Here is a 23,823-nt window from a genome sequence, read left to right as displayed (position 1 = left end):
TTGATGAAGCTTGTTGGTTTTAGTGGACTATGACCGCTATTGATGATAAAGGCGTGGCCTCTATCCTATTTATAATACCGCTTTTGGATAGGAGCCTAGTATACGCACATCTTTTACCAACGGACGGATATCATTAATAGCAGCACTCACATTTGCCTCATCGATATGACCGTTCATGTCAATAAAGAAGACATAGGCCCACTTATTAGGACGCTCAGGGCGTGTCTCAATACTGGTCATAGAGACGCCATGATACGACAGAGGTTTTAAGATTTCGATCAGTGCCCCCGCTTTATCATGGGCGGAGACCACAATGGAGGTTTTGTCTTGACCTGATGGTGCAATCGCTTCGTGACCGATGATGAGAAAGCGCGTGGTGTTACTTGGGTTGTCTTCAATATTCGTATAAAGCTTATGTAAGTCATATTCCGCCGCAGCCACATCGCCTGCAATCGCTGCTGAATGCCATTCGTTTTTTAAACGACGGGCCGCTTCACCATTGCTCGAGACCGCCACGCGCTCAACATTTGGAAAGTTCACATCGAGCCAATGACGGCACTGAGCCAATGATTGCTGATGCGAATAAATACGGCTTAAACCATCAATTTTGGTGTGTTCAGCGACTAAGAAATTTTGATGAATCGGTAACTCAACTTCACCGATGATTTTAAGACTAGAAGATAAAAAGCCGTCTAGCGTATGATTGACCACGCCTTCTGATGAGTTTTCTACGGGTACCACACCATACATGGCTGTACCTGCTTCTACTTCACGGAACACATCAGTGATGGTCGTCATTGGCACCGTATCGGCCGCTTTACCAAAATGCTTGAGGGCTGCAGCATGAGTAAAGGTGCCGACTGGACCCAAAAAAGCAATGCGTTGCGGTGCTTCTAGATCCAAACAGACCGACATGATCTCACGGAACAAACGCGCCATTTTTTCATCAGCGATCGGGCCAGTATTGCGCTCCATCACCGCTTTTAGCACTTGTGCTTCGCGCTCAGGACGATAAAATATAGGATTACTGCTGTCAGTGGCCACGTTATTGGCAATGTGATTTTTTTTGACTGTTGCCACTTGCTGAGCCAGCTTGGCGCGGTTATTTATTAACGTCTGAATCTCGCAGTCCACTGCATCAATGTTTTGACGAATACTGTCCAAAAACTCTTTTTCATTTGTGGTATCGCTGATGCTTTGATTTAAATTATCCACATTTTGCTCTGATGACTGCTCACTCATTACCGCCCATCCTTTTTCTAATGTTATTACTGATTTTTATCACTGTTAGTATTACGCTGTTTATTTTAGTACTCAACAGACAAGTCTAGCAAAAATATTGCACCCTGCTTGTCCTATCTTATAGGGTTACTACATACTGACAACACATCAAACGGCAAATACCGTCGCCTGACAGCTGACCTGTTCTACTATAACAAAAACTATCGTCAGTGCCCACGTGTAAATGGGTGCAAACAGATGTAAATGCGCCTAAACCAGCTAATATGGGCAAAGTGACACCCTGTGACAGCGGTGCAAGAGCAAACTATCAAAGAACACTGGCTAAAAACTGTGTTACAGTTTAAAGCGACTACCAAATAGTAGTATATAAATAAGACCCTACCCCATAAATAAGAAAACACTCTCGTAATTGTTAAAAAAGGATATCTGATGAGCGCATTACAACAGCTTCGCACCATGACTACTATTGTTGCTGATACTGGTGATCTAACCGCCATTGCGCGCCTAAAACCTATCGATGCGACTACCAACCCAAGCCTCATTACCAAAGCACTTGTCCATCCTGATAACCAAGGCATGCTTTCAGAAACCATGAGCCGTCATAACAGCAATGTAGATGCTGTTATTGATGCGCTTACCGTACAGATTGGCTGTGATATTTTAGCGCTCATCGACGGTCGGGTCTCTACCGAAGTTGACGCCCGTTTGTCTTATGACACTCAAGCGACCATCGATAAAGCCTTAGAGTTTATGGGGGCTTACCAAAAAGCAGGTATCAACTCAGAGCGTGTGTTGATTAAAATGGCGGCTACTTGGCAGGGTATTGAGGCAGCACGCTATCTTGAAACCCAAGATATCCACTGTAACCTGACCCTGCTATTCGGGCAGCACCAAGCGATTGCTTGTGCGGATGCTGGCGTGACCCTGATCTCGCCTTTCGTTGGTCGTATTTTAGATTGGCAAAAACGTCAACAAAACCGTCAAAATGTACCTGCTTCTGATGATATGGGCGTACAATCGGTGAAGCGCATTTACCAATACTACAAACAACATGGCTATCACACTCAAGTGATGGGAGCAAGTTTTCGCTCAACTGAGCAGATATTGGCACTAGCAGGGTGTGACCTATTGACGATAGCCCCTAACCTGATCGATGAGCTGGCAGCAATGGATACTGAGGTGACTCGTCAGCTATCGCCAAGCATGTCAATGGATATGGCTGATATGACTCGAGTGAGCTTAACGCGTGAAGAGTTTAGTGCAGCCTATCAACAAGACACGATCACACAAGACTTACTACCAAAGGGAATTGATGGCTTTATTGGCGCGCGTGATGAGCTTGCGCAAACGTTGACGGCGATGCGTAACTAATACATACAGGCAGTCTTTGATAACAACGTTATTTTACGAGCGTGAATGGTAGGCCACAAAAGAGAATTGCCTACTCATAATAAGTTGGCTACTATGGCCTACTTTTAACAATAAGCAGCAAGGCTTGATTATGAAACGGTTATCAGTGTTATTAGCAGGGGGTGCTCTAGCCATCAGCGCACATGCAGTGAACTGGTCAAAAGTGTCAGAAAACCCTACCGGTTCAATTTTTAGCTTAGATTTGGACTCTATCGAAAGCTCAGATATCAATATCATAGATGATAAAAATGTCAAAAATATCACAGTGTCTATTCGTAAAACGTACCCTACGCCAAAAAACGACCTAAAAGAAGCGAAAGAAAACAGCATTCATCATAGTGATCAGCAATTGTTAATCTCTTGCAAAGATGCCAGTTACTATAAAAGAGCTTACGTTAACTACAATGCTGATGATAAAGTCACAAAGTCTTGGCATTCAGAAAAACCCATACTGACGACAAAGGACTTTACACTCACTAACCCAAAAACGATTGGTCGCGCCCTAGTTGATGAGGCTTGTAAACGCTATGAGCAGATGACTTAAACAGTTTAAGAGTGGCTAAAATACAAAAGCGCGCTGACATCACTCAGCGCGCTTTTGTATTTGATGATAATAACTCAAAAACCTAGCGTTAAGCCTTTAACACCGTATAAATTGGCACTGGAAACTCGCCATGCAAATCAACCAAATCCAGCAAGACCAACGCCCCTACCACGGTATGGTTGGCTGATTGGCAAAGCTCATAAGCCGTCGTCAACGTGCCGCCAGTGGCTAAAATATCATCGATCAACAGTACCCGTTCAGGTGGTAGGTTGTTTTGCATCTCAAGTGTGTCTTTACCATACTCCAACGCATAGGCTTTATTGGCAACAGGCGGTGGCAGCTTACCTGGCTTACGCAGCAAAATCATACCTTTACCCAAGCGGCCTGCCAGCAGACTTGCAAAGACAAACCCACGCGCTTCTACCGCCCCTAGGCAGTCTACCTCATCCATCAATCCGTCTGGCAATGCTGCAAGCAGCGCATCAATGACCTCATTAATATGACTGCGCAGTAACGGCGTAATATCATAAAAATCAATGCCAACTTTTGGGAAGTTTGGTACTGTACGAATAATTTGCCAAAATCGATGGTCAGTATTGAGCATGTTAGACGGATCGGCTACGTTGTTAACGGACATGGCGGCATTGCTGCTCATAATAACCCTTAGTTCATATGGCTTAGATAACAGTATTTAAATAACAATACAATATAGATCAAAGTAGTGACGCGTGAACATCACTATGAATTTTGCGGCGTGTATTATAGCACAGCTGGTATAAATTTTTCGGCTTACGGCATACAAGTGGTATCACTCATCTCAAAACAGAGCACATAATGGCCTTGATAAAAGCCAAATAATCTCAATATACAAGTGTAAACTTAACTACGAAAATCACGGTTATATGCTAAACTACGTTCGCTTTTGCAGTCTAATATAGTGACTGTTATTCTAAATATGAGCGTTAACAACTGACTGTAATACTGGTAATGATCGATAGGACTATTTATGAAACGTTATGAATGTATCGTCTGCGGCTGGATATATGATGAAGAGCTTGGCTGCCCTGAAGAAGGCATTGCGCCTGGTACCAAATGGGAAGACATTCCTGATGACTGGACATGCCCAGAGTGCGGTGTCGGCAAGCTTGATTTTGAGATGCTAGAAGTTTAGTAGACGACACTCTAATTAGGATGCTTCATGACCCAATCAAATGATATCAATGGCACAAAACTGTCTGAAACCGTAGCTGCAAGCTCTAGTCACTATCCAACTTCTGAGTGGCAGAAATTCGGGGCGCATCAGTGGCGTGACTCTGATCTTAGCGAACATCTTCACCAAGCAATGATCGATATCGGTGATGGTATTGAGCTTTGTGTTGAGGCAGGTGGTAATCCCGACAACCCTCCCTTATTGATGGTGATGGGTCTTGGCTCACAAATGGTATTTTGGCCAAATAATTTCATCAAACGTCTTATTGATGCCGGTTTTTTTGTGATTCGTTTTGACAATCGCGATATTGGTTTGTCGTCTAAAGTCCAAATTGAGGGTCTACCCCGTATCAGTCAACTCAAAATGATGATGCGTTTGCAAACTGGCTTGTCTAATAAAGGCGCGCCAGTTGCTTATAACCTAACCGACATGGCAGAGGATACAGCGCGTTTAATTAAAGCGCTTAACCTTGGTACCACCCATCTGCTAGGGGCCTCTATGGGCGGTATGATCGCACAAATTGTGGCAGCCCGTTATCCAAGCTTGGTACAGCGGATGGCGCTGATGTTTACCACAACCAACCGCGCATTTTTAAGACCCCCAAAACCCAAGCAGTTATACACCCTGATTAATCGTCCTGAGAGCCATTCTGAACGTGATATTGTGCGTCACAGCGTCTGGTTTATGAAGACGGTTGGTACGCCTGGGCATGTGAATGTGCGTATGGTCCGTGAAATTGCCAAAATACGGTATCAACGTAACTTTCATCCGCTCGGTACGGTACAACAGCTCAATGCTATTTTGGCTTCAGGGTCTATCAGCCGATTCAGTAAACAAGTCAAAGCACCAACGATCGTACTACACGGTAGCGCAGATGGGTTGCTGCCGGCTTCCCAAGGACGCGTGGTTGCCAAGACTATTCCTAATGCCAAGTTTCATTTAATCGAAGGAATGGCGCACGACATTCCCGAGTACTATCAGCCTTATATGGTCGATTTGATTAGTAATCATTTATTGGCTAAGTAGCTTTTGATAGTTTGTTTTTGAGCGAACTTAATATAAAAAGAGGGTAAAACCTGTCGTTGACACGTAGGTTTTACCCTCTTTTTTTATGTTAGATCTAGTCTAGTCAATCTAAAATAAAATTGGCACGCTGTGCCACGTGCTACTGGTATGGATGTCGCGCAGCCTCTGTCGGCGTAGGCACAGCACGCAAGGGAAACTCATACCAGTAGCACTGTACCTATTTTAAAGTGTGTTAACTATGTGTTGGACTTGGGTTTTAAGCAGTAAATCTAGTCACAACTGACACCAGCCCCTTCTTTATCGATGCACATCTTATCGCCATTTTTTAAGTTACCAATCCAAGCCTTGCCCGCTGTAAATACAAACGCCGGCTTACCTTTGTAGTGACCCGCAGCCGACACGCCCGCATTCGCAAAGCGAAAAGGAATCACCAGCTCACCGCCAAGATTAACAAAACCCCACTCCCTGCCAATACGTACGCCAGCCAATCCTTCAGAGAATGGCTGTACTTCATCAAAAGAATAGGTAATCATGGTCACGTTATTGTCGTCCACAAACCCCCATTTACCATCTTGCTGACGCGGTTGTAGCGTCGTAAAACGATTAGACTCTGTTTGTTTTGCTGTGGCCTGCTCATTATTCTTACTATTTGGATCACTCTTCACGTTACCGTTTTTATCCAACCAGCTGGTCGTACTGTTTTTGCTTACTCGTGCGACACCGTTTTGATAATTATCAATTTCGCTAATGGCGGCCGAAAACGGAACGATGGTTTGATTGGCGGTGTTAATGACGCCATAGTTGCCATTTCTTTTCACCACGATGCGGCCATCAGAGACGGGGCGCGCCCACCCTTGGCTTTCTGACAGCATATCATACATCGCCGGTACGACTTCACGACCCTGCATATTCAGATAGCCGACATGACTGTTGCGCAGTACAGGCAATAGACCACCCGATAGCTTATTGACATCGACTTTTTGATAGCGTGTCAAGTCGACCACCCTTTTGCCGTTACGGTCAATCAAAGCAACTGGCGCACCGAAATCTTTCGTTGCTAAAAAATAGCGACTGCTCGCTGTGCAAGAGACATTTTTATAGTAGCTTTTGGGAATGTTACAACTGGCTGCTTGTGCAGTCGGCATTGCCAATAGCACGATAGATGAGATGCTAATAGCAAAACCATATTGTAACATTGAGGGCGGTGAACTACAGACAAAAGATCGTGGTCGTTTTGATCGTAATCGTCGAAACATAAGCAAACCTAAGTGGATAGTACTGGGGTTTTTGGTAAAATTTTATAACATATTCCCATTATAAATCACAAGATTAGCAAACGCTGTGATCTGTGCCAATGTCATTCCTGTAAGGATGTTACTCGACTATACAAACACGCCATACTAAGTAGCAGTCAATATCGTGACAGCCAATTTAATAATCAGAATAAATTATGGTTTAACCATTTCATTTTAGGTTCAAAACCTCGACAATATGGCTTGGGTTAACGCCCATGTTAATAGTCTGAAATAAATAACAATAGTACGGATATAAGGACAACCTATGGCTATCGCTTCTACACGGTCTGCCCCTATTGGCTTAGTCATTGGCTGTATCATATTTGGTCTGGGTAGTTTGATCGTCGCTCACGTTGACATCGGTGGGTGGGCGATGTCGTTTTGGCGCCTAGCTATTTCAGGTATCGTATTCTCTGTCTTAGCCAAAATTACGGGGCAACGCCTACCGCGCTCAAGACGTGCTATCTTTTACAGTCTATTGTCAGGCGTGTTTTTAGGGTTGGATTTGGCCCTATGGCACGAGAGTATTTATGCCGTTGGTCCTGGTATTTCAACTCTACTCAATAGCTTACAAATCTTTTTCTTGGCGGCGATCGGCTTTTTGTATTTTAATGAACGCCAATCTATTGTTCAGCTTATCAGTTTGTTTTTAGCGATGCTCGGCGTGGCAATGATAGGCAGTCCTGAGTTTGCACGCAACACTGCCGCCACTTGGGGATTTGTCACCGGCATCATCTCAGGGGCGATGCTAGCAGCCTCGATGACCTTTATCCGTAAAACACATGACACTGAGCCGACACCGATATTTATGCTGATGCAGCTGATTAGTATCGGCGGCGTGTTAGCAATGATCGTGCCGATGGTGATATTTGATACGGGTAGTATCTTACCCAATACGTGGTCTGAGTTCGGCTGGGTTCTGGTGTATGGCACCGTCATGCAGTGCTTGGCATGGGGCCTGATCGCCTACTCTATACCTAAGTTATCTCTGACATTGACGGGGTTGTTACTGTTGACGGAACCCATCGCAGCACTGGTTATTGATTATAGCTGGCTGGGCAAACCGATTAACACTTTACAATGGAGTGGCGCCCTACTGACTATGTTTGCCATTTATTTAGGCTCATTAAAACCTAAACCACGCGCGCTACGCCGTTATCGGTTTTTTGCTCGATTTTATAAACGTAAATACAAGTAACCTGAATACTGTTTTCCAATCAAAAGCGCCCAACCTACGTTAGGCTGGGCGCTTTTTTAGTTTTGTAGGCTTTATCTCTCTTATATATAACATCTTAAGAAGGTTATATACAAAAGCCCATTGGTTATTTGGCCAATGACTGACGGGCAGCCTTCGCTTCAGATCCTTGATTAAACAAAGCATTCAAAAGGATAGCAGCCAAAGTAGCCGTGCCGATACCGCCCAAATCGAAGCCGCCTAAGTGCAAGCTAAAATTACCGGTCCCCATGATGACAGTAACAGCAGCGATAATCAGATTGCTGTTTTTGCTAAAGTCGATGTGATTGTCTATCCAAATTTTTACGCCTGCAACAGCGATCAAGCCAAACACCACAATAGAAGCCCCGCCCAATAATGCCGCTGGTATCGTTTGAATGATTGCACCAAACTTTGGCGACAGACCTAGCAAGATTGCCACTAACCCTGCCACAACGAATATCGTGGTGCTATAGACTTTGGTCACGGCCATCACCCCGATGTTTTCCGCGTAAGTGGTGACACCTGTCCCACCAAATCCTGCTGAAAAAGTGGTCGCTAGGCCATCAGCAAAAAAAGCTCGCCCCATGTAAGGCGTTACACGCGCCTTGGTCATACCTTCGACAGCCTTAAAATGCCCCAAATTTTCAGCAACCAAAATAAAGGCCACAGGCGCAATTAAAACAATGGCACTCATCTCAAAGCGTGGGGTATGAATGCTCGGCAGGCCAAACCACGAAGCAGCTGCCACACTACTAAAGTCAATAGCCGTCCCAAAGCCCATGATGTTAGTCATCACAAAATAAGCAATGTAAGACAATACCAAGCCCACCAATAACAGTAGACGACGTAGCATACCGCGTGTAAACACGGCCACCCCACTAATAAGCAACACAGTCAATGTGGCCATCCAAGCATCGAACTGATTCGCAGACACCCCTTGGATAGTCACTGGGGCTAAGTTGAGACCAATAATCATGACGATGGCACCCGTCACGACTGGCGGCATCAAGCGCTCAATCCAGCCTGTGCCAGTTTTCATCACCAGCAGACCAATTAACGCATAAATGATACCGCAAGCCATGATGCCACCTAACGCGACATTCAAGTTATCGTTAAACCCTGCACCTGCGTAAGCGGTAACTGCAATGACAGGACCAATAAACGCAAAGCTTGAGCCCAAGTAACTTGGCATGCGCCCGCCTGTGATCATAAAGAACATCACGGTACAAATACCCGACATCAAAATGGCTAAATTAGGATCAAAGCCCATCAATAAAGGTGCTAATACAGTCGCCCCAAACATCGCAAAAGTATGCTGGACACCCAATAATATACTTTTTGACGGTGGCAAATAGTCGTTGATACCGACTGGATCACGATCTAAATCGCCCTTATACGGACGCCATGTCGGAAACCAACGCCCATTTTCAAAGTCTGGATTGGGTGAATAATGGAGGGCTGCTGACTCGACACCTGCAGCTTCTAACGCGTTTTGAGCTGACTGACTGTGAGCGCTGTTTTCTGAAGGTGATGAGTGGTCTTTTTGAGATGGCATGCGCGCTTGTCCTATGTGAGCTGAGCTAAAATAATAGGCGACAATTAATGAAAAAATGACATTGAGAGATTAATAGATAAGATACGTGGTTAGAAGTTACTGTAACTCTGACCCTCTTACATTTATAATATGCCGCCCTAATCTATTCATTTATATTGTAATATGGCAAACCAAAAGTAATATTTGGTATGATGACTATGTTTTGCTAGATGTCTGGGGCCGGATATGTTCTACTAAAAATGGTTTTAAACCGTTATGGCTCAACGTACTTTATAACAGCTCCCCCACTTACAGGATGTTACATAGCCGTTGACTCCGTGCATGATAGCGGAGTTTCAAAACAAATAAAAGTTATTATTCAGTCACCATTTGTACTCCTTTACTTTGATCTTTCACAGGCAATGCCTCATACACACCTCTTATCGGTGCCTAAGAGTGATGGCGGCCTATCTTATTCTCAATAAAAGCGCCTAAAGCATCTACACAGCGTGCTAAAGCCCTTAAAACTTTCGGTAATTTTCTATGATTAGTGTTTTTGACTTATTCAAAATCGGCGTTGGTCCATCAAGCTCTCATACGGTAGGACCAATGGTAGCCGCAAATCTTTTTTTAGCCTCATTGACAAAGCAGATAGAGCTGACTGCCATTCAAAAGATTGAAATTGAGCTTTATGGCTCTTTAGCCGCGACAGGAAAAGGACATGCAACCGATACCGCCATCCTACTCGGCTTGCTTGGACATACACCCAGCACCATTGATACACGCATGACTAGCAATTATCTGTCTCCTATTTTTTCTGAGAAAAAATTGAATCTCTCAGGTGCCCATACAGTGGCATTTGATACGGAGCAGGATATTTATTGGTACGACGATACCGTGCTTCCTTATCATCCCAATGCGTTGTCACTTCGAGCAATACTGACAGACGGCACACGTTATCAGCAAACTTACTACTCCGTCGGCGGTGGCTTTGTGATCAATGAAGAAGATGCCAACAACCCAGACGAAGACCATGCCAGCCCAACTATCGATCGTGTGCCCTACCCTTTTAATAGCGCCGCAGAGCTGCTAGATCAGTGTGATCAACATCGGCTCAGTATCAGTGATTTAGTGCTGGCAAACGAGTGCCACTTCCATGATAAAGAAGAAGTCTATGCCTACTTAGATAGTATCTGGGAGGTGATGCAAGATTGTGTCAAACAAGGGTGTGAAAATGCTGGCATTTTACCTGGTGGTCTCGATGTCAAACGCCGCGCACAGGATTTACACTTGCAGCTGAGTGCTGAAAAAGACCAGCCAATATCAAAAAATGATAAATTGGCAGCGATGGACTGGGTTGATTTATACGCACTGGCTGTCAACGAAGAAAATGCCAATGGCGGTAAAGTCGTCACCGCCCCTACCAATGGTGCTGCCGGTATCATTCCAGCAGTATTACACTATTATCGTGACTTCTTATCCAACTACAGCCAAGAGGGCGTGCGCAAGTTTTTATTGAACGCCACCGCTATCGGTAGCTTGATTAAACAGAATGCCTCAATCTCTGGCGCTGAAGTAGGCTGTCAAGGGGAAGTCGGTTCCGCCTGTGCTATGGCAGGCTCTGCCCTAGCAGAAATTATGGGCGGCACACCAGCCAAGTGCTTAAATGCAGCAGAAATTGGCATTGAGCACAATTTAGGACTTACTTGTGATCCTATTGGCGGCTTGGTGCAAGTGCCCTGTATCGAACGTAATGCCATGGGCGCCGTAAAGGCAATTAATGCGGCACGTCTCGCCTGCCGAGGCAATGGGCAACATTTTGTCTCTTTGGACAAAGCCATTGAAACCATGAAGCAGACGGGAGCTGATATGTCGGATAAATATAAAGAGACCGCTCGCGGGGGACTTGCCGTCTATGCGGATAATCGCATACCAACGGCCACCCGTGGCGTCAGTGTAAACTACAGCCAATGTTAATTTAAAACGCCATTGTCATTTGTACAGTTATCATGTGAACTGCTAAATTGCTAAATCAGTTAAAATAGCGACAAAAAAGGCCTCTAACGAATTAGAGGCCTTTATCATATGAGAGTAGCCGCTTATAAATACAAGCGAGTACCCATGTGATTATTCAGCAGTTTTTGACACTACTTCATTTAGAATCCAAACTGGCTGTACCACGTTAGAGCCTTCAGCAGTTACAGCTTCTTGACGTACATCAAGCACGTAGCGGTAATTTGGCTCATAAGTAAAGCCTTGGATATTACCATTTAGTGTCGTATAGTTCTTGTGATACGTCTGACGATACTGCAAGCACTGTGCTTCAACTTTACTGCCATCAGTAGCAGTAAGGTCACAGACTGCTTTACGTGGCGCTATTTCTACTTCAAAGCTTGGAATGTTAACCACTTTAACGCTCATGGGCTGTCCTTCCACAACCATCGTACGCTCATTGTCCATACCCATGGTAGAACAACCTGAAAGGGCAAAAGTCGTCATCAATGCTGCAAGTGCTAATTTTTTCATTATTTAATCCTCAGTTAATTGGGTTAAGTCTCTATTACCTGTTTGAATTTATTGTTGTGAACGTCTTGTTGTGATTAATACATACTCAAAACATATCAGGCAATTGGGTCATTGTTATCACGCTACTGTCGATGCTAGATAAAACGTCGCTAAATAAAAATATTTAACGAGAGTCTGACAGAATCAATAATACTGCCTTTCCTTTACTAAAACTAGTATAGGTCGCCAATCCGCTTGCCCTCTATGACTGCTTTGTAAAGTAACGTCAGCTTTTGCAACTGATGTTAAGAAAACGTATGCAATAATAGAGTGAATTGCTAATCAGGCAAAATGAGAAGTAAACAATAAAAAATAAAAAGCCAGAGTGATGCGCACCCTGGCTTAACGATAAGAACAGCGAAAAATTACTAGGTATAAAAACCTTTAGCTACGATAATCGGCATTAATCTTGACGTAATCGTAGGATAAATCGCAAGTATAAACCGTATCACTGGCTTCGCCACGAGCAAGATCGATATGAATGGTAATCTCAGGGCGGCTCATGACCGTCTTGCCCGCCTCTTCTGTATAATGAGGGGCAACGCCACCATTTTGGCAAATCATCACTTCATCTAAATACACATCGACTTGCTCTGTGTCGAGATCTTCGATTCCAGCATAACCCACTGCCGCCAAGATACGACCCCAATTGGCATCACTAGCAAAGAATGCTGTTTTCACTAGAGGTGAATGCGCAACCGCATAGGCCACATCGCAGCACTCTTGTGTCGTCTGCCCACCAGTGACTTTTACTGTCATAAACTTGGTCGCACCTTCACCATCTCGTACAATTAACTGCGCTAGGCGTACAAAAACCTCAGTTAAAGCCGCAAACACTGGCTGATAGTGCGGATGCTCTGGGCTGTCAATGATCTCTGAGCTGGCCGTGCCTGTCGCTACTAGGACACAGCAGTCATTGGTTGAGGTATCGCCATCGACTGTGATGCGATTAAAAGACTGTTCATTGATTGCGCTTAGCATCTCTTGTAATAAGTCAGCCGCGATATTGGCATCGGTTGCCACGTAGCCTAGCATGGTCGCCATATTTGGGCGTATCATCCCTGACCCTTTTGACATACCGGTAATGTGATAACTGAGATTATCCACATCAACTTTTTGGCTGGCAAGCTTGGGAATAGTATCAGTGGTACGAATACCATTAGCCGCAGCTAGCCAATTGTTAGGAGCCAAATTAGCAATGGCCTTGTCTAAGCCCGCAATAACAGCATCGCTATTTAACGGCTCACCAATCACACCCGTAGAGAATGGCAATACGGCGCTCACATCCACATCTGCTTTGCTCGCCAATGCCGCACAGATATCAATGGCTCGACGCTTACCATCAGCGCCAGTACCCGCATTGGCATTGCCAGTATTGGTTACTAAATAGCGTGGACTGGTCTTAGAAAAATGCTCACGCAGTACGCGTACAGGGGCGGCACAAAAGGTATTTTTTGTCGTTACAACTGCAGTGGTGGCGGTATCGATTATTTCCATCACGACCAAATCGTCACGATCTTTATAGCGTACCCCTGCCGCAGTGGCACTGAGCTTGATACCTTCGATAGGGTAAATAGTATTGGGTACTGCAACATTTCCGACGGCCATCGTTACATCCTTATTTTTAACTTTTAGTATTGTTTATATAGTAAAGTGTTTTTGGCAAACACCCTATCATTACTACGATTTACTCAGATCAAATGCCGACCAAATTGGCGCATGGTCAGAGGGTTTTTCCATGGCTCGTAGCTCATAACTGATACCTGCATCGACACAAGCATCAACGAGATCAGCGGTGCATAAGATATGGTCGATACGTAAGCCACGCTTAGGATCATCATTGAAACCACGACTGCGGTAATCAAACCAGCTATATAACTCTGTGCTCTCTGGATAGTGCAAACGGTACGTATCGGTCAGCTCTCGTGACATCAATGCGCTATACCACGCGCGTTCTTCTGGTAAAAAAGAGGTTTTTCTGTTTTTAAGCCAGCGCTTTGCATTGACCTCACCAATACCGATATCGATGTCTTCTGGAGCAATATTCATGTCACCCATGATGACAAGCGAACGTCCTTCCGCTTTTAACGTATCAATGTAAGCCATTAAATCAGCATAATAAGCCCGCTTCATTGGGAATTTAGTGGGATGGTCTTGACTCTCTCCTTGCGGAAAATAACCATTAAGCACATCAATTTCGCGGCCCTCAAACTCATAGCGAGCATGGATAAAACGCTTTTGTGCCTCACCATCTTCGTCAGGAAAGCCTTTTTGGACAAATATAGGGGCCACCTTGGACAGTAAAGCCACGCCATAGTGGGCTTTTTGTCCAAAATATTCTACGTGATAGCCAAGACTTTCTATGTTGTCGAGTGGGAACTGCTCATCGTGAACTTTGGTTTCTTGTAGACCTATCACATCAGGATCGATTACCTCGCGTACCGCCTCAAGCTGATGTTGACGGGCGCGAATACCATTGATGTTAAAACTGACAAAACGGGGCATAAACCATCCTATACTAATTGATTAAAATGTGGCGCTAAAACAACCATGATAACAGTCGTAGGCCAGCCTTTCTGTTGCGTACCTTTATATCTTAAGCTAGAGTAGCTATTATTATCACACACATCGATTTTTATTAAATCACCTTTATTAAATGACCGCTATCAACACTTGATTGAGTATTACTATGACAACCCCTAAAAGCAACCCTACAAACACCATATCAATTTCTAACAAGGCACAATCTGACCAGACAACCACACCGCTGTTTGCGACTGACTATAACGTTTACATCAACCATACTGATGCCGGTGGCATAGTCTATCATGCCAACCATCTGGTCTTTTTTGAAAACTGCCGACGTGACTGGTTTACTAAGCTTGGTTTAAACGGTTACTTTCTACAGTCTGATAGCGGCGACATACAGCATTTTGTTGTGAGCCAAGCAGATTTGCAATATAAAAGAGCCATCCTTTTAGATGAAATCATCAACGTGCGTATCGATAAAGTCGAACTAAAACCTGCCAGCATGGTATTTTATCAAAGCATTCACCGGCATACACCAAAAGGTAACTCGACCGACCACACCAAAAACAGTAACCATTTATTAAGTAGCGCTAAAATTGTGATTGCTTGCGTACAAAACCAAGTAACACCAGAGTCGATGTCTAACGATGAGACTCAAGCTACTCGTACTGCGCCTATGCGGCCTATTCGTGTGCCTCAAAGCTTACGGGACGCCATTCAACAAGCGATCACACAAAATGCTGATGAGTAATGACTTATTTTATTAACGCACTCATAAGAAGCGCCTTATGCTAGAATTTAAAAGTATCTGCATACATAATAAGCGCTCTATGAGCGTGGAGCTAAGTCAACAAAACCGTTCTACTACCGCATCCACTCTATCCGGCACATACTACAGGTGGCTCACCAAAATAAAGAACAATAACAATCAAGAGGCCGTCTCAGCCCCTCATCAGCATTCATTAATAAGCGATGTCAGTGGCAAGCTACTATCAGGACAGGTGACGGTTTTGACTGGTGCTTCTGGTAGTGGCAAGTCAGTATTATTACGCGTGCTTGCAGGATTATTACCCATGGATAGCGGTGAGGTCTGCTTGCAAAGCGTAGACCAACTACACAATCCCATTTATCACAGTATCCATGATACTGAGCCGACGCAGTGGCGCACACAAGTCTCCTTACTCGCTCAGCACCCCCAGCTATTAGAAGGTAGTGTGTTAGATAACCTGCAAATGCCTTATAATTTACAAGCCCATCAGCATCGAGATTTTGATATGGATTGGCACATCACGCAGCTTTCCTCTCTCGGGCGTAGCGCTGATTTTTTGCAGCAAGAAGCCAATTACTTATCCGGCGGTGAGCGACAGCTGGTCAATACCTTACGTCTTTTACAACTGAGCCCGCAAGTACTATTATTGGATGAGCCTACCGCTGCTTTAGACAGCGACGTATCAACCCAATTGGTACATTTACTCGTTAACTGGGCTCGGGCCAAGACGCAGCGTACGTTGTTATGGGTGACTCATGACACACAAGATGTCATGCCATTCGCTGATCAGCATTGGTCTATGCAAGCAGGCGTATTAAGTGAAGTCTTCTAGGCCCGTCTTTATTTTAAAAATGCTCATCAACATAAGATAAATTGAATTGAGAACGCGCCCTAACCCTAAGATCAACACACAAATTTTGCCCGCAGTCTCGTTGGACCTCACCCCGCTTTCATCTCCTTTATAATGAGTCACTATGATCGGTACGGACGACACGCAAATATTTTTAACGTATGGTGATATTGCTCTTGCCAGCAGCCTTATTGTCATCGTCCTTATCATCTCTTGGCAACTACGCTTGCAGCTCACTAAAACCCTCTTAACCGCTGCTATTCGTACTGTTGTTCAGCTGAGTTTTATTGGTCTGATATTGGCGTGGATTTTTGCCCGTGAACAGTGGTATGAAGTACTACTGATTTTAACCATTATGACCCTCATTGCCGGGAGCGCGGCCAAAAACCGTGTCAAACGCCACTATAAAGGCTTGTTGGTCGATACCCTTCTCGCAGTCAGTGCTTCGGCTGTATTGGTCACTGCCATAGCCATCATTGTTATTTTAAACGTCCAGCCTTGGTATACACCGCAGTTTATTATCCCTATCTTAGGTTTGATATTAGGCAACTCTTTGACCGCTATTTCATTGACCAGCAATCAGCTGATTGAAAGCTTTCACGAGCAGCAAGGCCGCATTGAGATGATGTTAAGCCTAGCAGCTCGTCCATTTGAAGCGGTACACGAACCAATACGGGCCGCAATTATTAATGGTATGACGCCCACGCTTAACTCTATGTTGGTTGTCGGCATTGTCAGCTTGCCCGGTATGATGACGGGTCAAATACTGGCTGGGGCTGATCCCACTCAAGCCGTTCGTTATCAGATAGTCACCATGTTTCTGATATGTGTCAGTAGCACGCTTGGCTGTACGATCAGCACTTTACTCATTTATCGACGGTTTTTTAATAAAAACAAACAACTTATTCTGCCTTAACCCCTATCAAGAAATGAACGGTATTGGGCTGAGCGCACTCTTACTCTGCTAACTTATACTAAATTTCGGCAAACATTCGTTTAATATATCGGTAAGAGCTGAGCTATTTTACGCGTATAATCACAATACTTGTCACTTTAACTCAAGCTGAGAGCCGGCGAGAGACCTGCTAGTCCTACATTAGACATAATTTGAACTTTTCATCTTTATTTTTGTACTGCACAGTCTTGCATATTAGTATGGTATTAGCGTGTATTCATGCTAATGTATTTCTTAAATGTATCATTTATTTATTATTTTAGTGATAAATAAAAGGTAGCGCTTCTACCAAAGCCACAGTGTATTATTGAGTTGTTGGTTTTACTTAGCTCCGTTCCTGAATAATCGTTAAGTAAAGTCGTACAACAGCAATTAAAACCTAGCAGCCAGTCAATAGATAAGGATAGGATTACTCTCAGCGATACACGTTTTATGTCAGCGCTGATGGGTTTTATTGACACGGATAAGACTGCTTTACTACACAATCTCAACCTATTTTAGACTTCAAGGACGCTGACTATGACGCCGAATAAACCTTGGCTAGCCCATTATCCTAATGGTGTACCTAAGACGATCAATCCAGATAAATATAGCAGTATAATGGAGCTATATGAAGAGTGCTTTGACCGCTTTCGTATGCATCCAATGACTATCTGTATGGGCGTCACTCACACTTATGGCGACGTTGATAAGGCGTCACTTGCTGTGGCAGCGTGGTTACAAGCTCAAGGAATCCCTAAAGGCAGTGTCGTTGCTCTCATGATGCCAAACGTGCCTCAGTACTTACCCACGATGATTGGTATCTTACGTGCAGGGTATGTTTGTACGCCTGTTAACCCTCTATACACAGGCCGTGAGCTACGCCATCAGTTAAATGACTCAGGGGCTCAGGTTATCTTTGTGGTCGATAACTTTGCGCAAGCGCTCGAGCAGGTAGTCGATGAGACTGCAATCAAACGTATTATCTTGTCTAAACTGGGTGATATGATGGGACTAAAGGGAATGTTGGTCAATACCATTGTCCGTCAAGTCAAGCGTCTCATCCCTAAGTATAAACTCGACGACCCCAAGCATGAAGTTACTAAGTTCCCTGATGTGCTAAAAAAAGGGAAAAACCTACCGTTCCATGCGCCAAAAATGAGCTTAGACCAATTGGCCATCCTACAATATACGGGTGGCACGACAGGTCTGTCTAAAGGCACTATACTGACACAGCGCAATATAGTGTCTGCTGCATTGATGGCAGAAGCTTGGTACCGTCCTGTGACCTCAGAGATCAATGAGGTATATATCAATATGGTCATGGCGTTACCGCTCTATCATATCTTCGCTTTTTCACTTAGCTTATTGGGTATGCGCTCAGGCTATACCTTTATCCTAGTGCCAAACCCACGCGACATGCCAGGCTTTATCAAAACCCTCTCCAAACAGCCATTCCATGTTTTCCCAGCGGTCAACACGCTGTTTAAGGGCTTACTCGATCAGCCAAACTTTAAGAACTTAGATTTTAGCTCACTACGCATCACCCAAGCTGGTGGTATGGCCGCAACTGAGCAAACAGCCACACGCTGGTTAGAAGTCACTGGCTGCCCGATGGTAGAAGGTTGGGGTATGACTGAAGGTGTCGCTGGCGGTACTGCGAACGTCATTACTGACCGCAAATTCAACGGAACTATCGGCATCCCCGTTCCTAGCGTCGACATCATTCTTATTGATGAAAATGGGGAACGAGTTGGTGTAAACCAAGCGGGTGAGATGTGTATCAAAGGGCCAAACGTGACCTCAGGTTATCTGAACAGAGACAGTAGTGATGACTTTACCAGCGATGGCTACTTCCGTACTGGCGATATTGCCAGCATGGATGATAAAGGATACTTTACCTTGCTTGACCGCAAAAAAGATATGATTTTGGTCTCAGGCTTTAACGTCTTCCCTAATGAGATTGAATCCGTCATGTTAGACTGTGATGGAATTATTGACTGTGCGGTGATTGGTATCCCTGACGAGCGTCAAGGTGAAGCGGTCAAAATTTACATCGTCCCCGCTGATAACAACGTAACTGAAGAAGTCATTAAAGACTTTGCTCTAGATAACTTGACGGGTTATAAGTGCCCACGCCACATAGAGTTCGTCAGTGAATTACCAAAGAGTAACGTAGGCAAAGTACTGCGCCAAAAGCTGCGTGAAAAGCACCGTGCCGACCATCCTGCGTAATACGTAGTCAATCTCTGACCAAAAAGCATTCTACACTCAGTGTAGAGTGCTTTTTTCATATAACGCCATAACTTTTATGCAAAACATTGCCAGTTTGTAAATGTGAGGTTAAGAATAATTTATCAACTATTCTTCATCCATAAAGGGTAACTCTACCGTTTCTTGGTTTCCTCTAAAGAAATTACCGTTTATCTTCTTTTACCTGCCATTCATCCTTTTAGAGTTACATCATATATTCTTCGATTTATCAAACTTAATTATAAACTATTAAGTTCTTTTATAAGTGTAACGAAATCAATGGTGGTTATGTTAATGTATTGCCAAAATACGTTACGCTACTCTTTATTAATGTAAGTAAATACTACGTTCATTAAAAGTCAGTTTGTTCGCTTTATTTATAAGTGATACGTTCTAGTAGCACCAGTATTACCCGTTTACTCGACTGATAAGCTTGCTCTTAGTAGTTGAATAAACAACATAAAGGCCCGTATTTGAGCAGTCTGTGAATAAATAGGATAGCACGCGACAATCCATTGCGTTTAACGCGATGACTGGCATTGTTGACATGGATGTGACTACTTCTTTATAGAACCTTAACTTATCTCAACATTTAAGGACGCTAAGTATGACAGCAGATAAGCCTTGGCTTGCTCAATATCCAGAAAATGTACCCAAGATTATTAACCCTGATCAGTATGAGAGCCTCATAGAGCTATATGAAGAGTGCTTTAACCGCTTTCGTATGCATCCAATGACTATCTGTATGGGCGTCACCCACACTTATGGCGACGTTGATAAGGCGTCACTTGCTGTGGCAGCGTGGTTGCAGGCCCAAGGAATCCCTAAAGGCAGTGTCGTTGCTCTCATGATGCCAAACGTGCCTCAGTACTTGCCAACGATGATTGGTATTTTACGTGCAGGGTATGTTTGCACGCCTGTGAATCCTCTGTACACAGGTCGTGAGCTACGCCATCAGTTAAATGATTCTGGGGCTCAGGTTATCTTTGTGGTCGATAACTTTGCGCAAGCGCTCGAGCAGGTGATTGAAGAAACAAATATCAAGCGTATCGTCCTATCAAAGATGGGTGATATGATGGGATTAAAAGGAATACTGGTCAATACAGTCATCCGTCAGGTCAAGCGCTTAGTCCCCAAATACAACCTTAATGATCCTAAATACGATGTCACCAAGTTCCCTGATGTGCTAAAAAAAGGGAAAAACTTACCTATCCAAGCACCAAAAACCACCATGCAACAAAAAGCCATCCTACAGTATACGGGTGGCACGACAGGTCTGTCTAAGGGTGCTGTTTTGACTCAGCGTAACGTCGTAGCAGCCGCGATGCAGTCAGAAGCTTGGTATCGTCCTGTGACCTCAGAGATCAATGAGGTATATATCAATATGGTCATGGCGTTACCGCTCTATCATATTTTTGCTTTTATGCTTAGCTTATTGGGTATGCGCTCAGGCTACACCTTTATCCTAGTGCCAAACCCACGCGACATGCCAGGCTTTATCAAAACCCTCTCCAAACAGCCGTTCCACATTTTCCCAGCGGTCAACACGCTGTTTAAAGGCTTGCTTGACCAGCCAAACTTTAAAGACTTAGACTTTAGCTCACTACGCATCACCCAAGCTGGTGGTATGGCCGCAACTGAGCAAACAGCTGCCCGCTGGTTAGATGTTACTGGCTGCCCGATGGTGGAAGGTTGGGGAATGACTGAAGGCGTCGCGGCCGGTACTGCGAACGTCATTACTGACCGTAAATTCAACGGGACTATCGGCATCCCCGTTCCTAGTGTCGATATTATCGTTGTCGATGATAATGGTGAACGGGTAGGATTAAATCAAGCGGGTGAGATGTGCATTAAGGGCCCAAACATCACCTCCGGCTATTTCAATAAAGACAACTCAAACGACTTTACCAGCGATGGCTACTTCCGTACTGGCGATATCATTAGTATGGATGAACAAGGCTATATCTCCCTACTTGACCGCAAAAAAGATATGATTTTGGTCTCAGGCTTTAACGTCTTCCCCAATGAGATTGAATCCGTCATGCTAGACTGTGATGGAATTATTGACTGTGCGGTGATTGGTATTCCTGATGAACATCAAGGTGAAGCGGTCAAAATTTACATCGTCCCCGCTGACAACAATGTCACCAAAAGTGATATTAAAGACTTTGCCCTAGATAACTTGACGGGTTATAAGTGCCCACGCCACATAGAGTTCGTCAGTGAATTACCCAAGAGTAACGTAGGAAAAGTGCTGCGCCAAAAGCTGCGTGAACAGCACATGTTAGACAATCCTCAAACCCTCTAACCTCGGAAACAGCGTATAAAAAAGCCCTCTACATTAAACATAGAGGGCTTTTTCTTATCTACTACTGATACAATTAACCGTGTTAGCTTAATTTATTGATTAACGGTAATGGCAAATGCTTCATCGCCTGCCCAACTATTGACCATGGCAAACTTGGTACGCAGGCTTCATCTACACCAGCCTCAATCGCTGCAACGATTGCTTTAGTACCCGTCTTCGCATCCACTTCAAACGGTAATGGTTTTGCATTTTCATTAATCTCAGTACGAATGTAACCTGGATAAATCGTAGAAACCTTGATCGGTAGGTTGGTTAAAAGCATATCAGCACGGATACCTTCTGCTAGATGAGCCAAGCCAGCCTTACTAGCGCCATAAGCCGTCAAGTGCTTAGGCAGACCACGCATCGCTGACATGCTTGATATCACGACCAGATGCCCCCTGTTCTGAGCGCGAAAGATATTCATCGCCGCTTCACACTGCGCCAATGCCGAGATAAAGTTAATCTCGACCGTGCGGCGGTTGGTATCAAAACGGCCTTTACCAATACGGCGACTATCACCAATACCGGCATTTACTACCACCCGATCAATACCACCAAAATCATCGGCAAAGGCGTCGAACACGGCAAAAATTGCATCGTAATCGCTAACATCAAGCGCTCGATACTCAACACGGATATTGGGATATTTTGAGGTTAGCTCTGCCTTTAAACGCTCTAAACGATCGGTGCGGCGTGCGCATATTGCAAGATTATAACCAAGCTTGGCAAAGAGTCTTGCCATGCCCTCACCCAAACCTGAGCTAGCACCCGTAATAAGCACCGTTTTGCCTTTTCCAGCCTGCTGCTTATTTAAGGTTTGTAAATAGCGTGAGGGTTGCATCGCACTAAACAGCTGACTTTTACCTTGGTTGGCGCTTTTGACTACTAAGTTTCTCCATTTGTTTTGCATGGACAGTCCTTTTTATTCGATATTGGATAGAGTCGGATAGTCTATAATAGCGCAAATCTACAGATTTAGTGGCCTAGTTTAGTCATATTAGTTTAGTCATAAAAGCACCCTAAAAAACTTGCTGGCTGACTCTAAATACATCAACAGCGCTTGCGTGTTTAGGGTCACCACTACTTCTTTTCTATTGTGTCACTACCCCCATTGATCCGTTTATCGCCACGTTACAAAACGCTTGCCTTCAGAAAATAAATGACTGTATTCATTTAAAGACATTAAACGAGCACTTTGGTTCTTTAACGTGACAGACGTGACACCAGTATTGACCAGACTTTTATTCAATTGATAAGCGGTTTGACTGCCTTGTTTTAATAACTGTGCGGTAATAGCAGCGATCACACCACCTGAGGTAAAAACCAACACCGTACTATCACGACCTAAGTTTAAGCTTGCCACTCTTTGACGTACTTGTTCCAGTGCTTGTTGCGCCCGCTGGCTAAACTGTGGCCAGCTCTCAACATAATCCTGATCATTGTCACCACTATGCCAGCGCTGCATCGCTTGATCAAATAGCTCAGCTAACCGTGTGTCTGGAACATCTGACTTAGCAATTTCAGCCGCGATCGCGGCTCGACTATTAAAGACAGGGTCAGATTTGATAAACACGTCTTTATGATTGAATTCATCAAACTCTGGCAGTGTATAACTGTTGGGCTCATTTACATCGATGACAGACGCCAGCGCGCCATTACTGTGTTCAGAGGTGATAGATGATTGATAACGCTCCCAGAAATGCTGAGCAGAATCTCGCTGTCGAACCAAGCTACCCGTAAAAATAGCATCAATACGGCGCTGTGTGGTGGCGTAATGCTGACCAAGCAGCTGCGCTTGAATACCACCGAGCTCTGAGAGTTGATCGTAGTTTTCTTGGCCAAAGGACGCTTGGCCATGACGCGCCAACAGTATGGTTGTCATAAAATAGTACCTTTTTATTGTATTTTATCAAGCGTGGTTTTCTAGGCGTGTCCTCTTTTTAACAGTGGTGGTAAAAATGAAATAAATTACCGTCAAACAAGAAAAACAGCGCAGATAACATCAAGACATTATCCAGCTGTTTGGGGCTGTTTAGCAAAATTTAGCCACTTTTAGACCACCAAGATGACTAACGATTAAATTAAGGGTCGCCCTA

The 23,823-nt window shown here is 44.3% G+C and carries 20 protein-coding genes; 11 read left to right on the top strand and 9 right to left on the bottom strand.

The window, feature by feature from the left end:
* Window positions 1-69 precede the first annotated feature (69 nt).
* The gene (pheA, locus tag JFC06_RS00185) at window positions 70-1,242 is read right to left on the bottom strand and encodes a prephenate dehydratase (protein ID WP_193006367.1); all 1,173 of its coding nucleotides are present in this window, start codon (window positions 1,240-1,242) and stop codon (window positions 70-72) included.
* Window positions 1,243-1,671: 429 nt separating this feature from the next.
* Here pheA and JFC06_RS00180 point away from each other — a divergent pair, with 429 nt between their 5' ends.
* Both JFC06_RS00180 and JFC06_RS00175 read left to right on the top strand, forming a co-directional pair.
* Window positions 1,672-2,613 (top strand): transaldolase, encoded by a 942-nt coding sequence (locus tag JFC06_RS00180; protein ID WP_198333516.1) that lies wholly within the window; start codon window positions 1,672-1,674, stop codon window positions 2,611-2,613.
* 130 nt (window positions 2,614-2,743) lie between these two features.
* A complete protein-coding gene (locus JFC06_RS00175; RefSeq protein WP_198333515.1) occupies window positions 2,744-3,196 on the top strand; it encodes a hypothetical protein in 453 nt (150 codons plus the stop codon).
* An 88-nt stretch (window positions 3,197-3,284) separates the two neighbouring features.
* Here JFC06_RS00175 and JFC06_RS00170 read toward each other — a convergent pair whose 3' ends face one another.
* Window positions 3,285-3,800 carry an adenine phosphoribosyltransferase gene (locus JFC06_RS00170; protein WP_198333760.1) on the bottom strand — a complete coding sequence of 172 codons (516 nt, stop codon included), beginning with the start codon at window positions 3,798-3,800 and terminating at the stop codon, window positions 3,285-3,287.
* A 402-nt stretch (window positions 3,801-4,202) separates the two neighbouring features.
* On the opposite strand from JFC06_RS00170, the gene JFC06_RS00165 reads away from it, so the two are divergent.
* Both JFC06_RS00165 and JFC06_RS00160 read left to right on the top strand, forming a co-directional pair.
* Entirely contained in the window at window positions 4,203-4,367 is a 165-nt protein-coding gene (locus JFC06_RS00165) for a rubredoxin (RefSeq protein ID WP_131668884.1), read from the top strand.
* Between the two features lie 27 nt (window positions 4,368-4,394).
* Window positions 4,395-5,432, top strand: coding sequence for an alpha/beta fold hydrolase (locus tag JFC06_RS00160; protein ID WP_227670178.1), 1,038 nt, complete (start codon window positions 4,395-4,397; stop codon window positions 5,430-5,432).
* Window positions 5,433-5,701: 269 nt separating this feature from the next.
* On the opposite strand, the gene JFC06_RS00155 is transcribed toward JFC06_RS00160, so the two are convergent.
* Window positions 5,702-6,688 carry a WG repeat-containing protein gene (locus tag JFC06_RS00155; RefSeq protein ID WP_193006363.1) on the bottom strand — a complete coding sequence of 329 codons (987 nt, stop codon included), beginning with the start codon at window positions 6,686-6,688 and terminating at the stop codon, window positions 5,702-5,704.
* 304 nt (window positions 6,689-6,992) lie between these two features.
* Between JFC06_RS00155 and JFC06_RS00150 the strand changes: the two genes are divergently transcribed.
* Window positions 6,993-7,925 (top strand): DMT family transporter, encoded by a 933-nt coding sequence (locus tag JFC06_RS00150; protein WP_193006362.1) that lies wholly within the window; start codon window positions 6,993-6,995, stop codon window positions 7,923-7,925.
* A 124-nt stretch (window positions 7,926-8,049) separates the two neighbouring features.
* Here the strand turns inward: JFC06_RS00150 and JFC06_RS00145 are convergent, their stop codons facing one another.
* The gene (locus JFC06_RS00145) at window positions 8,050-9,498 is read right to left on the bottom strand and encodes a solute carrier family 23 protein (RefSeq protein WP_193006361.1); all 1,449 of its coding nucleotides are present in this window, start codon (window positions 9,496-9,498) and stop codon (window positions 8,050-8,052) included.
* Between the two features lie 522 nt (window positions 9,499-10,020).
* Between JFC06_RS00145 and JFC06_RS00140 the strand changes: the two genes are divergently transcribed.
* Entirely contained in the window at window positions 10,021-11,454 is a 1,434-nt protein-coding gene (locus JFC06_RS00140; protein ID WP_198333514.1) for an L-serine ammonia-lyase, read from the top strand.
* Window positions 11,455-11,604: 150 nt separating this feature from the next.
* On the opposite strand, the gene JFC06_RS00135 is transcribed toward JFC06_RS00140, so the two are convergent.
* The 3 genes from JFC06_RS00135 to xthA form a co-directional block, all read right to left on the bottom strand.
* Window positions 11,605-12,003 (bottom strand): DUF4377 domain-containing protein, encoded by a 399-nt coding sequence (locus JFC06_RS00135; protein ID WP_193006359.1) that lies wholly within the window; start codon window positions 12,001-12,003, stop codon window positions 11,605-11,607.
* A gap of 423 nt (window positions 12,004-12,426) precedes the next feature.
* Window positions 12,427-13,650: a bifunctional glutamate N-acetyltransferase/amino-acid acetyltransferase ArgJ gene (argJ, locus tag JFC06_RS00130; RefSeq protein ID WP_198333513.1), complete on the bottom strand. Its 1,224-nt coding sequence runs from the start codon at window positions 13,648-13,650 to the stop codon at window positions 12,427-12,429.
* Between the two features lie 72 nt (window positions 13,651-13,722).
* Window positions 13,723-14,547, bottom strand: coding sequence for an exodeoxyribonuclease III (gene xthA, locus JFC06_RS00125; protein WP_193006357.1), 825 nt, complete (start codon window positions 14,545-14,547; stop codon window positions 13,723-13,725).
* Window positions 14,548-14,731: 184 nt separating this feature from the next.
* Here xthA and JFC06_RS00120 point away from each other — a divergent pair, with 184 nt between their 5' ends.
* The 5 genes from JFC06_RS00120 to JFC06_RS00100 all read left to right on the top strand — a co-directional run bounded on the left by JFC06_RS00120 (window position 14,732) and on the right by JFC06_RS00100 (window position 21,685).
* The gene (locus JFC06_RS00120) at window positions 14,732-15,322 is read left to right on the top strand and encodes a thioesterase family protein (protein ID WP_193006356.1); all 591 of its coding nucleotides are present in this window, start codon (window positions 14,732-14,734) and stop codon (window positions 15,320-15,322) included.
* 37 nt (window positions 15,323-15,359) lie between these two features.
* On the top strand, window positions 15,360-16,172 hold the full coding sequence (locus JFC06_RS00115; RefSeq protein ID WP_198333512.1) for an ABC transporter ATP-binding protein: 813 nt from the start codon (window positions 15,360-15,362) through the stop codon (window positions 16,170-16,172).
* A 142-nt stretch (window positions 16,173-16,314) separates the two neighbouring features.
* Window positions 16,315-17,106 (top strand): ABC transporter permease, encoded by a 792-nt coding sequence (locus JFC06_RS00110; RefSeq protein ID WP_198333511.1) that lies wholly within the window; start codon window positions 16,315-16,317, stop codon window positions 17,104-17,106.
* A gap of 558 nt (window positions 17,107-17,664) precedes the next feature.
* The gene (locus tag JFC06_RS00105) at window positions 17,665-19,359 is read left to right on the top strand and encodes an AMP-binding protein (RefSeq protein WP_198333510.1); all 1,695 of its coding nucleotides are present in this window, start codon (window positions 17,665-17,667) and stop codon (window positions 19,357-19,359) included.
* A 625-nt stretch (window positions 19,360-19,984) separates the two neighbouring features.
* A complete protein-coding gene (locus JFC06_RS00100) occupies window positions 19,985-21,685 on the top strand; it encodes an AMP-binding protein (RefSeq protein WP_198333509.1) in 1,701 nt (566 codons plus the stop codon).
* 82 nt (window positions 21,686-21,767) lie between these two features.
* Here the strand turns inward: JFC06_RS00100 and JFC06_RS00095 are convergent, their stop codons facing one another.
* Window positions 21,768-22,568 carry an SDR family oxidoreductase gene (locus JFC06_RS00095; protein ID WP_227670194.1) on the bottom strand — a complete coding sequence of 267 codons (801 nt, stop codon included), beginning with the start codon at window positions 22,566-22,568 and terminating at the stop codon, window positions 21,768-21,770.
* Between the two features lie 279 nt (window positions 22,569-22,847).
* Entirely contained in the window at window positions 22,848-23,609 is a 762-nt protein-coding gene (locus JFC06_RS00090) for a histidine phosphatase family protein (protein ID WP_198333507.1), read from the bottom strand.
* Window positions 23,610-23,823: the final 214 nt, after the last annotated feature.

The sequence above is a fragment of the Psychrobacter namhaensis genome, assembly GCF_016107545.1.
GTDB classification, from domain to species: Bacteria; Pseudomonadota; Gammaproteobacteria; order Pseudomonadales; family Moraxellaceae; genus Psychrobacter; species Psychrobacter namhaensis.
This window is presented reverse-complemented; position numbering and strand designations above follow the sequence as displayed.

What these genes read in the sequence shown, in the direction of transcription:
- JFC06_RS00120 (WP_193006356.1), top strand. Translation starts at nt 14,732, where the DNA reads ATGACAACCCCTAAAAGCAACCCTACAAACACCATATCAATTTCTAAC.
- JFC06_RS00090 (WP_198333507.1), bottom strand. Translation starts at nt 23,609, where the DNA reads ATGACAACCATACTGTTGGCGCGTCATGGCCAAGCGTCCTTTGGCCAA.
- JFC06_RS00100 (WP_198333509.1), top strand. Translation starts at nt 19,985, where the DNA reads ATGACAGCAGATAAGCCTTGGCTTGCTCAATATCCAGAAAATGTACCC.
- JFC06_RS00165 (WP_131668884.1), top strand. Translation starts at nt 4,203, where the DNA reads ATGAAACGTTATGAATGTATCGTCTGCGGCTGGATATATGATGAAGAG.
- JFC06_RS00135 (WP_193006359.1), bottom strand. Translation starts at nt 12,003, where the DNA reads ATGAAAAAATTAGCACTTGCAGCATTGATGACGACTTTTGCCCTTTCA.
- JFC06_RS00140 (WP_198333514.1), top strand. Translation starts at nt 10,021, where the DNA reads ATGATTAGTGTTTTTGACTTATTCAAAATCGGCGTTGGTCCATCAAGC.
- JFC06_RS00160 (WP_227670178.1), top strand. Translation starts at nt 4,395, where the DNA reads ATGACCCAATCAAATGATATCAATGGCACAAAACTGTCTGAAACCGTA.
- JFC06_RS00155 (WP_193006363.1), bottom strand. Translation starts at nt 6,688, where the DNA reads ATGTTTCGACGATTACGATCAAAACGACCACGATCTTTTGTCTGTAGT.
- xthA (WP_193006357.1), bottom strand. Translation starts at nt 14,547, where the DNA reads ATGCCCCGTTTTGTCAGTTTTAACATCAATGGTATTCGCGCCCGTCAA.
- pheA (WP_193006367.1), bottom strand. Translation starts at nt 1,242, where the DNA reads ATGAGTGAGCAGTCATCAGAGCAAAATGTGGATAATTTAAATCAAAGC.
- JFC06_RS00180 (WP_198333516.1), top strand. Translation starts at nt 1,672, where the DNA reads ATGAGCGCATTACAACAGCTTCGCACCATGACTACTATTGTTGCTGAT.
- JFC06_RS00110 (WP_198333511.1), top strand. Translation starts at nt 16,315, where the DNA reads ATGATCGGTACGGACGACACGCAAATATTTTTAACGTATGGTGATATT.
- JFC06_RS00115 (WP_198333512.1), top strand. Translation starts at nt 15,360, where the DNA reads ATGCTAGAATTTAAAAGTATCTGCATACATAATAAGCGCTCTATGAGC.
- JFC06_RS00095 (WP_227670194.1), bottom strand. Translation starts at nt 22,568, where the DNA reads ATGCAACCCTCACGCTATTTACAAACCTTAAATAAGCAGCAGGCTGGA.
- JFC06_RS00150 (WP_193006362.1), top strand. Translation starts at nt 6,993, where the DNA reads ATGGCTATCGCTTCTACACGGTCTGCCCCTATTGGCTTAGTCATTGGC.
- JFC06_RS00105 (WP_198333510.1), top strand. Translation starts at nt 17,665, where the DNA reads ATGACGCCGAATAAACCTTGGCTAGCCCATTATCCTAATGGTGTACCT.
- JFC06_RS00170 (WP_198333760.1), bottom strand. Translation starts at nt 3,800, where the DNA reads ATGCTCAATACTGACCATCGATTTTGGCAAATTATTCGTACAGTACCA.
- JFC06_RS00145 (WP_193006361.1), bottom strand. Translation starts at nt 9,498, where the DNA reads ATGCCATCTCAAAAAGACCACTCATCACCTTCAGAAAACAGCGCTCAC.
- JFC06_RS00175 (WP_198333515.1), top strand. Translation starts at nt 2,744, where the DNA reads ATGAAACGGTTATCAGTGTTATTAGCAGGGGGTGCTCTAGCCATCAGC.
- argJ (WP_198333513.1), bottom strand. Translation starts at nt 13,650, where the DNA reads ATGGCCGTCGGAAATGTTGCAGTACCCAATACTATTTACCCTATCGAA.